The organism is Geobacillus sp. WSUCF1, assembly GCF_000422025.1.
Taxonomy (GTDB): Bacteria; Bacillota; Bacilli; order Bacillales; family Anoxybacillaceae; genus Geobacillus; species Geobacillus zalihae.
In genome coordinates, this window is record NZ_ATCO01000301.1 from 1 (window position 1) to 2,993 (window position 2,993).

Annotated in this window: 2 protein-coding genes; one reads left to right on the plus strand and one right to left on the minus strand. The window is 50.5% G+C overall.

The features are described 5' to 3' along the window. Positions 1-62 precede the first annotated feature (62 nt). Positions 63-1,583: a BCCT family transporter gene (locus I656_RS00050; protein ID WP_020756986.1), complete on the minus strand. Its 1,521-nt coding sequence runs from the start codon at positions 1,581-1,583 to the stop codon at positions 63-65. 193 nt (positions 1,584-1,776) lie between these two features. Between I656_RS00050 and I656_RS00045 the strand changes: the two genes are divergently transcribed. Beyond that, a partial coding sequence (locus I656_RS00045; protein ID WP_020756987.1) for an MDR family MFS transporter occupies positions 1,777-2,993 on the plus strand: 1,217 nt, incomplete at its 3' end.

Here is a 2,993-nt window from a genome sequence, read left to right on the forward strand (position 1 = left end):
ATCATTTCGTACATCCTATAATAAGAAAAGGTGTCCCGTTGCTTGAGGGACACCTTTGGTCATTATTGGATGGGTTTTTTCGCTTTTCGCGTCACTTCCTCCTGAAATGAACGGATAAGGGACAGAACGATCAAAATCATGATGATCGCAAACGGGAATGCAGCGATGATCGAAGCGGTTTGCAACGCTTGCAGACCGCCAGTCCACAGCAAGATCGTCGCAGCTGCCGATTGAATGATGCCCCAGACGAACTTGACCGAATTTGGCGGGTTTAAACTGCCGTTAGTGGTTTGCATGCCGAGCACAAACGTTGCTGAGTCTGCCGATGTGACGAAAAATGTGCAAATGAGCAAAATGGCAATTCCCGAGAGCAATGGAGCGAATGGGAAATGTTCGAATGTAAAAAACAGAGCTGTTTCTACTCCTTTTTCATTCATTACCTCGCCAATGCCGGCATGTTGGAACTGCTCCAAATAAAGAGCTGAGCCGCCAAACACGGAAAACCAAAGGGCGCTGAAAATCGTTGGAACCACCAAGACACCGATCATAAATTCACGGATCGTGCGCCCACGGGAAATGCGAGCAATAAACGTCCCCACAAACGGCGCCCATGCGATCCACCACGCCCAATAAAAAATGGTCCACACTTTCGGCCAATCATTTTGCTCGAACGGGTTGAGCCGGAAACTCATCGAGGGAAGATTTTGTAAGTACGTCCCGATCGTCGACGTGAACACATCCATAATAAAATTCGTTGGACCGGCAAACAGCATGAACAACATAAGCAACAATGCGAGCGCAATATTGATGTTGCTCAGCCATTTTATGCCTTTGTTTAGGCCGGTTTGCGCCGAGAGCATAAACAGAGCCGTGACAACCACAATGATGAGCAGTTGTGTTGAAATAGAGTTTGAAATATTTGGGAACAACTGATGCAATCCCCCACTGATTTGAATGGCTCCCAGCCCTAGCGAGGTGGCGACGCCAAAAATGGTTGCGTATACGGCTAGCGTATCAATGGCTACACCGAGACCGCCTTCTGTCCGCGCTCCTAGCAACGGGCGCAGCGTGCGGCTGATGACCCCGGCTTCTCGCTTGCGAAACTGGAAGTAAGCGAGCGCCAAGGCAAGGACGCCGTAGATCGCCCATGGATGCAGCCCCCAATGGAAAAACGAGTAGCGCATGGCCAGACGGGCCGCTTCCGCCGTTGCCTCTTCTCCTGTTGGCGGCGTGTAATAGTGGGACACCGGTTCGGCCACTCCCCAAAACACTAACCCGATTCCCATTCCGGCGCTAAACAGCATGGCAAACCACGTCATATAGCTGTATTCCGGTTCTTCCCCGTCGCGGCCGAGGCGGATATTTCCGTAACGGGAAAAAATAAGAAACAAAGAAAACGCCAAAAACAACGAAGCGCTGAGCAAATAAAACCAGCCGAATTTATCGATTAGAAACGTGTGCACCGCACCGCTGACCGCGTTTAAATGATAGCGCGGCAGAGAGGACTCCGGAATGGTTCCCCAAATAATGAACATAATGGCGATCACAATGGAAATAGAAAAGACGCTTGTTGTTTTTTTCATCTCATTCCTCCTTATTTGTACAATAATCTCATGAGGATCGTGTTAGCGGTTTTGGGGCTTTGCACTTTTAGGGTAACAAAATTCGACAATGAATACAAACGATCCAAATTTTTGACGCATATCATTTTGTGCCATGATTTTTTATCGTGTAAAATAAAATACTTGTAGTTTACCAAAAAAGGAGGTTATTTGTATGAGCAGCCGCCTGTCGGTCATGGTCAGCATCGTGCTGGCGATGCTCGTCGCGTCCATGGATACGACCATCATGAACACGACAATGCCGATCATCGCCGAAGAGCTTGGGGAATTTTCCCTGTATGCGTGGACGTTTGCATCGTACATGATTGCGACGACTGTCCTGTCGCCGATTGCCGGTCGTCTGTCGGACTTATTCGGCCGCAAAAAAGTATTCAGCTTTGGCATTATTTTATTTCTAATCGGCTCGCTTTTTTGCGGGTTGTCGCAAAACATGGTGCAGCTTGTTTTATTCCGCGCCTTGCAAGGGGTGGGGGCCGGATTTATGATGCCGTTTCCGGCGATTATCGCCGGCGATTTGTTCCCCGTGGAAAAGCGCGGAAAAATCCAAGCGTTTTTTACGGCCATGTGGGGACTTTCTGCCGTGTTGGCGCCGCTTTTAGGTTCGCTGTTTGTCGAGTATGCGACATGGCGCTGGGTTTTTTATGTCAACATTCCGATTTGCTTGCTCTCGCTTTTGACGCTGCTTCCGTATAAAGAAGTGTATGAACCGAAGCGGGCGGCGGTTGATTATATGGGCGCGGCGCTGTTTGCGGCGGCGATCAGCTTGCTTTTGCTCGTCACGGTCGTTGAACAGGGGCGATGGTGGTACGGTGCGGCCGGAGCGTTGTTGCTTGTCGTCTTTTATTATTTCGAAAAACGGCAGCCATCTCCGCTTGTGCCGCTGTCGCTTGTTCATCATCGGACGCTCAAATGGATGAACATTAATGGCTTTGTCAGCTGTGTCGCCTTGTTTGGGACGTCAAGCTACATCCCGCTCTTTTTGCAAAATGTCGCCCACTTGTCCGTGTTTGCCAGCGGCGTCGCCTTGCTCGGCTCCTCGGTCGGCTGGATGATCGCCGCCGTGCCGGCGGGGAAGTGGATTTTGCGCTATGGCTATCGTCCGCTTCTCATCATCGGCAACGTGCTACTTGTCGCTTCCGGCCTTTTCCTCGCCTTGCTGAATGAAAGCCATGGGTTTTGGTACGTCTTTTTCATCATGTTTTTGCAAGGGCTGTCGTTCGGCTTGACGTCAACCGTGGGCGTTATCGGCTCGCAGCAGCTTGCTGATGCCCATGAAAAGGGGATTGCAACTGCCTTTTTTATGTTTTGCCGCAATATCGGCACGGCGATCGGCGTCACGGTGATGGGAGCGTTTTTGGCGCAGGCGTCGGC